Source organism: Pseudomonas sp. IT-P253 (assembly GCF_949768125.1).
Taxonomy (GTDB): Bacteria; Pseudomonadota; Gammaproteobacteria; order Pseudomonadales; family Pseudomonadaceae; genus Aquipseudomonas.
In genome coordinates this window covers 1-6,499 of record NZ_CATKPT010000051.1, presented here as the reverse complement: position 1 = coordinate 6,499, position 6,499 = coordinate 1, and the positions used below count along the sequence as shown (strand labels likewise).

The following is a 6,499-nucleotide window of genomic DNA, read 5'->3' as shown; positions in this document are numbered from 1 at the left end:
GACAGCAGATCGGCGTAGCGCTTTTGATTCTCACCACTCATCAGGCCGAGCGTTAGCTCGCCTTCAGCTTTTGATTTTTAGGCACCGCCCCCTCACGCCGAGTGGAGGTTCTGCGCAGTGGGCCCACGGAGCAGGACCGGAGCGAGGGCATGCCGAGCCTAGGCGAGGCACCGAACGAAAGGGGCAAGAGCCCTTGGTTACTTGGGGCTCTTCCAAGTGACCCGCCGTAAGGGCGGAACCATAAGCCGCCATCACCAAAAAAACGGATATCCCCCCAATCAAATCACCAACCACTAAACCCCAGACAAACTCGGAGCCAACACCCCCTGACGCTTACGGTGAATCAAAAAGTAAGCCCCATAACACACCGCAATAAACCCAAACCCCCAATACAGAGAAGGACGCTGAGTCTCATCCAGCGCAAGAAACACAAACAACGAGCAGCACAACGCAATGCACGTCAGCGGCAACAGCGGAAACCACGGCGCCCGGTATTTCAAATCGCTGAGCTTGCCGCCATCACGCAGGTAAGCCTTGCGAAACTTGTACTGCGCCAATGCGATAACAATCCAGGTCACCGTGCCCGACATCCCGCTCACCGCCATCAACACCATGAACAGCGTGTCCGCCGCAACAAAACTGGTCATCAGCGACACCAGCGCAAAGCACAAGGTAATGCTCAACGCCCGCAATGGAACACCGCGCTTGCTCAATGGCGCCAGGCTTTTCGGCGCCATACCCGTCTTCGACATGGCCCACAGAATACGCGTCGAAGCGTACAGCCCGGAGTTACCCACCGACAGAATCGCCGTGAGAATCACGAAGTTCATCAGGTCGGCCGCGTAGGGAATGCCGACCATGTCGAACACCTGCACAAACGGACTTTCCATCAGCCCGGCCTGCTGCCATGGCACAATCGCCGACAGCACGACAATCGCCAACACATAGAAAATCAACACACGAAACACCACATTGCGAACCGCGCGCGGAATGCTTTTTTCCGGCTGATCGGTTTCACCAGCCGCCACCCCCATGATCTCGCAACCCTGGAAGGCGTAGACCACGGTCATCATCACCGCGAACACCGCCGACAGTCCGTTGGGGAATAACGAGTCGCCGATCAGGTTGCTCATCATCGGCGCCGGTGCGCCGCTGTTCAGCGGGATGGCACCGAAAATCACCAAGACACCGACCACGATGAAACCGAGAATCGCCGCGACCTTGATCCCGGAGAACCAGTATTCCGCTTCACCGAAGGCGCGAGTCGCCAACGCATTCAGGCCGAACAACACCACCACGAACAGCGCGGACCAATACCAGATGGGAATCGTCGGGAACCATCTCACCATCAACATGCCCGCCGCCGTGAACTCCAGGCCCACAGTGGTCGCCCAGCTCATCCAGTACACCCAACCGATCATGAAGCCGGTGGCCGGGCCGATGAATTTGGTGGCATGGGTTTGAAACGAACCGGATACCGGCATCTGCACGGATAATTCGCCCAGGCAGACCATCACCAGGTACATCAGGAAACCGGCGACCAGGTAGGCCAGAATCGCCCCCACCGGCCCGCCTTGGTTGATCGTCACGCCGGAACCCATGAATAGCCCGGTGCCGATCACGCCGCCCAGCGACAACATGAAAATGTGCCGGCTTTTCAGGGCGCGGGTAAGTTGGATGCCTTTGCGTTCGGTAGTGTCGTTCATGTCCGCACCTCAGTAGTCAGCGAGGTGCGCGGCATGGCGCAGGGAAGGATGAGCTTTACGGCCGTTCATTATTATTATCTCCAATAAGCTTCGAAGACCGCGCTTGTGGCGGTTGCGTCGATTATTGGAAGACCATGTAAGGTCCCGTTGACCGTAAAGATCAAAGTTGTAAAAAGTCGTAACGAACTTGTACGTCAGGTGTGCAACAGGTCCGCCAGCGTCTGTTGCGAACGAAGCAGTTGTTCATGAAACTGCGGCGCCAGCCCGCCCAACGCCGACTCATCGTTGACCATCGCAGCCTCTTCCAGTGCCCTTAGCACGTTGGCCAATGCGCGAAAACCCAATGAGTCGCTGCTGCCCGCCAAACGGTGCGCCAGGTGAGCGACTTCGGTGCAATCGCCGGCCTCGATCGCTTCGGTGATTGCTTCGCGATGCTGCAGGATCGAGTCGCGCAACACCGCCAGCAATCCCTGAAGTTTCTGTTCGCCAAGCAAGGTGCGGTGGGTGTGTAACAGGGGCCAGTCCATCGCCTCGTCAGCCTGCGGCGCAGCGGGCATCGCGGATTGTCCGGCCAGTGCCTGCCGCAGCGTGTCGAGCTTCAGGGGTTTGGCGAGTATGCCGTCCATTCCAGCATCCAGATAACCGCGAACCAGTGCCGGCTGCACGCTCGCGGTCAGGGCGAAAATCCGGCTGTGACGGTTCGGGCCTGCGATGCTGCGAATCCGTGTGCACACGTCGACGCCGCTAATGCCCGGCAGATGCACATCCAGCAGGATCAAATCGAAGGTCTGAACCGAGCATTGCGTCAGCGCCTGTTCGCCGTCTTCAGCGAGCCAGACCCGATGCCCGTCCCTTTGCAGCAAACCACTGACCACATCACGGTTCAGCGCCACGTCCTCGACCACCAAAATACTCAGCGCCCGGCCGGGTTCGCTGCTGAGTGCCACACCGGCCACGCCGGTCGCCGGTTGCAACGTCAGGTCGAACCAGAAACAACTGCCCCGCCCGACCTCACTTTCCACACCGATCTGCCCGCCCAACTGCTCCACCAGGTGCTTGCTGATGGCCAGCCCGAGCCCGGTTCCGCCAAACCGTTGCGCCACCTCTTCGCTGGCCTGGGTGAAACGTTCGAAAATCTTTTGCTGCATCTGTGGGGCAATGCCGATGCCATTGTCCTTCACACTCCAGTGCAACCGCTGCCCGATTTGCCCGGGGGCTTGAGCCAGCACAACCACCTCAACGCTGACCTGCCCGCCCTCCGTGAACTTGATCGCGTTGGCCAGCAGGTTACTCAACACCTGACGCAAGAACTGTTCGGCGCCGTGGTGCAAGTCGGCGACCTGCGGATCGATACGACAGTGCAACAGCGTATCGTTGCCGAGTGCACGCGGCTCAAGCAACGTCAGCACTTCGTCGAGCAATTGGCGAACTGAAAAGTCGACCGGCTCCGGGAGGCTGACACCTTCCTCCAGTCGCGCGAAATACAGCACTTCATTGAGAATCGACAGCAACCCTTCGCCAGCCTTGTACAACGCCTCCAGACGTTTGCCGTCGCGCTCATCCAGTCGCGCATCGCGCAGCAATTCGGCCATGCCGAGGATGCCGTTGAGCGGCGTGCGCAACTCATGGCTCATGGTCGCCAGGAACCGCGACTTGGCGAGGTTGGCCGCTTCGGCTTCGTCCTTGGCGCGCATCAGGCTGGCGGTGCGGCGCTCGACCATTCGCAGCAGTTCATCGCGATTGTCTTGCAGCGCCAGTCGATCGGTTTCCCGACGGTCAATGTCATGGAGGATCGCCCGGCGCATGTCGTCCAGGGCATGCGCCACAGTGTCGATTTCGTCCTCGTTGCCGCTGCGGCTTTTGTCCAGGTGCAAGGGCTCGTGCCAGTCACCGGCGGCGATGCGCCGGGCGAATTCGGCCATGACTTGCAGGTGACGCGTCACCAAGCGGTAAAACAGCCCCGACAATGTCACCGCCAACCCGCACAGGAACACACTCATCCACAGCAGGCTGGTCAAACCGGTGGCGTACAAACGCTGATGCACGGCGCCCAGATCGGTGCTGACTTCCAACTGCCCCAGATGCCGCACGGGACCTGACGGCGGCTGATAGTCCAATTCAAAACGCTCGATGCGCAACGGCCCCACCGGGTCTGAATTACCTTGCAGCACATCGAAATCGGGGCTGGTCAGATGAACCCGCGCCACGTCAGAGAAGTCCACCAGCCCCCGTAATTGCACATTCAATTGTTCCTGGTTCAAGTCCCACAAACTGCGCTCGAGACTGGCCAGGTAACCGGCGCGAATCAGCTCCATCCGCGAGTCGATCTCGCGCATCTCGCGGCGGTATTCGAAGTACAACTGCACGGTACTCGCCAACACGGTGAAGCACAGGCTGAACAACAGAATGAACAGCAGCAGGCGCCGCAACAATCCACCGGGCCGAGCGCGAATCATTGCGTATCCGCCGGCAGGTTGATCATGTCGCGGTAGGTGACTTCACTTTCGTTTAGCAAACGCTCGACCTCCCCGCTATCGACCATGCGCTTCAACTGCGCATCGACGTCCGGCATGCGGCTCGCCAACGGCGATTTGCGCGAAACAGCAACCCGCAGGTAGTCAACGCTCAAGGAAGTCGGCAATGCGACGATGTCTTGCGCACCCGGCAGGTTCTCGACGTAAAGCTGCCCGGTGCGTCGCTCCGAGGTGATGAAGTCGATGCGCCCGCGAATCAGTTTGCCGAAGTTCTGGCGGCTGTCAGAGACCCATTCGATGTTCTGGTGCCGGGCGACGAAGCGGTCGAAGTCGATACCATAACTTTCACCGAACAACAGCCCGCCACGGTAATGGGCCAGGTCCTCCAGACGTTCGAATTTCACCGGACGCTGACGGTTGATGAACAACGCAACCTCCTCACGCAACACCGGAACCGTTGAAAACACCATGCTCTGTTCCCGTTGCACGGTGCTGTAGGCCAGCACGACATCGACCCGGCCTTCGGCGGCATCCAGCAGGCACCGTTTCCAGTTGCCGAGCACGATGACTTCGACCTCGTAGCCCAATCGCCCAAAGAGGTTTTTCACCACACTCGGTGCCAGACCGCGCACGTGCTTGCCGTCGCTCCAGGAGATCGGCGGGTACACCGGATAGTCGCAGTAGCGAATTTTTTCCGCCGCGATCGCGCTGTTCGCGACCAACGCCAACAGCAGCCCGAACACACGCCGCATAGACTTCAGGCCGCCACGCTGGCGGTGAACAGGTAACCGGCGCCGTGAATGGTGATGATCAATTGCGGCTCGGCCGGGTCGTCGTGCAACTTGCGGCGCAAGCGCCCGACCAGCACGTCGATGGAACGATCGTTGGGCACCCATTCGCGGTTGCGGATCTGATCCATCAACTGATCGCGGCTTAAGGTGTGGCCGCTGTTGCGCAAAAACACACTGAGCAACTGGTACTCGCCATGGGTCAGCAGGGTTTCGCTGCCGGTGGGGTCGATCAGACGACGGCGGTCGGTGTCCAGCGCCCAGTCCGCAAACTGTTTGACAGGCCGCGAGACAGCCGCCACCGGTTGCGGTAACTGCGCGTGACGAACCCGGCGTATCAGGTTTTTCGCCCGGGACACCAGCTCACGTGGATTGAGGGGTTTGATCACGTAGTCATCGGCGCCGCACTCAAGGCCGACGATACGATCGATTTCATCGTTGCGCCCGGTGATCAGAATGATCCCGACTTCCGAACGGACCCGCAGCTCACGGGTCAGCGTCAGGCCGTCCTTGCCGGGCAAACGGATATCGAGCATCACCAGATCGACGGTCTGGCTCGCCAGAAAGGTTTCGGCCAGCTCCGCCGTGGTGGCGCAATGCACCTCATACCCTTCCTGGGACAGGTAGGCGTGCAGCAGTTCGCGAATCAGCGGATCGTCATCGACGATCAGTACCCGAGGAGTCATCGCTTGGTGTCCCGCGTATGCCCGAAGGCGTGTTTCTTATTAGAGTGATTACCGCATTGGCGCCAGAGAGTATCGACAGCTGAACGACCGATCAACAGCCCGTCGTCTGGACACAAAACCGTTGGCGACCGCCCGCCTGTAATCCGTCGACCCAGGCTTCGCAAATCTGAATGCCTTGTTCCGGGGTGAAAGTTCCGGGGTTGAGCCCCGACTCCAGCCACAAACCGTCGAGCAACGCACTGAGGCTGATGGCGGCCAGATCGGCGTCGAAGTTTTCCCAGCCCTCCTCTTGCGCCAACTCGGTCAGCACCTTGCGCAAGATGCCGCGATACTCGCCGTAGGAATGCTCGTGCGCGAGATTGATCAACTCCGCCGTCCTCACCGCGCCCCAGAAGGCCAACCAGGCATCGATCAATTGCGGGTCGAGCAATTCGGCGGAAAACGACCCGCGGAAAAATGCCGACAAGCGCTCGCGGGCGTTGGGCGCGGCCTGCTCGATGGCATCGCGCAACAAGCTCATGACCCGGCCGGTAATCGACATATAGGCCTCGGCCACCAGTTCATCCTTGCCGGAATAGTGATGGCTGATCAGCCCGACCGACACTCCGGCCTCGGCGGAAATCTTGCGGATCGACGCGCCCTGGAAGCCGTGACGCTTGAGGCACACCAGCGTGGCCTCGATCAGGTTGGCCTTGCGCAACTCCGGCTCCATGCGGGAAAAACGGGCTTCCTGACTCATGGGCGACACTCTCCGTGGATCAATCGTTAAGGGCGCGGCGGTGAAGCCTGCGAGTTGAACGACTGTACAGCAAGAATGTGGCAAGTCTCCAGTCAGTCGCACGCCT

Annotated in this window: 5 protein-coding genes; all 5 read right to left on the bottom strand. The window is 60.0% G+C overall.

Features of this window, described 5'->3' with window-relative positions:
• Positions 1 to 293: 293 nt before the first annotated feature.
• The 5 genes from ACM6IR_RS22350 to ACM6IR_RS22330 all read right to left on the bottom strand — a co-directional run bounded on the left by ACM6IR_RS22350 (position 294) and on the right by ACM6IR_RS22330 (position 6,393).
• Positions 294 to 1,706, bottom strand: coding sequence for an amino acid permease (locus ACM6IR_RS22350; protein WP_414909705.1), 1,413 nt, complete (start codon positions 1,704 to 1,706; stop codon positions 294 to 296).
• A 194-nt stretch (positions 1,707 to 1,900) separates the two neighbouring features.
• A complete protein-coding gene (locus tag ACM6IR_RS22345; RefSeq protein WP_414909704.1) occupies positions 1,901 to 4,162 on the bottom strand; it encodes an ATP-binding protein in 2,262 nt (753 codons plus the stop codon).
• Positions 4,159 to 4,932, bottom strand: coding sequence for a substrate-binding periplasmic protein (locus ACM6IR_RS22340; RefSeq protein ID WP_414909703.1), 774 nt, complete (start codon positions 4,930 to 4,932; stop codon positions 4,159 to 4,161). The genes ACM6IR_RS22345 and ACM6IR_RS22340 overlap by 4 nt, the downstream gene beginning before the upstream one ends.
• 5 nt (positions 4,933 to 4,937) lie before the next feature.
• Entirely contained in the window at positions 4,938 to 5,654 is a 717-nt protein-coding gene (locus tag ACM6IR_RS22335) for a response regulator (RefSeq protein WP_414909702.1), read from the bottom strand.
• A 91-nt stretch (positions 5,655 to 5,745) separates the two neighbouring features.
• Entirely contained in the window at positions 5,746 to 6,393 is a 648-nt protein-coding gene (locus ACM6IR_RS22330) for a TetR family transcriptional regulator C-terminal domain-containing protein (RefSeq protein ID WP_414909701.1), read from the bottom strand.
• Positions 6,394 to 6,499 lie beyond the last annotated feature (106 nt).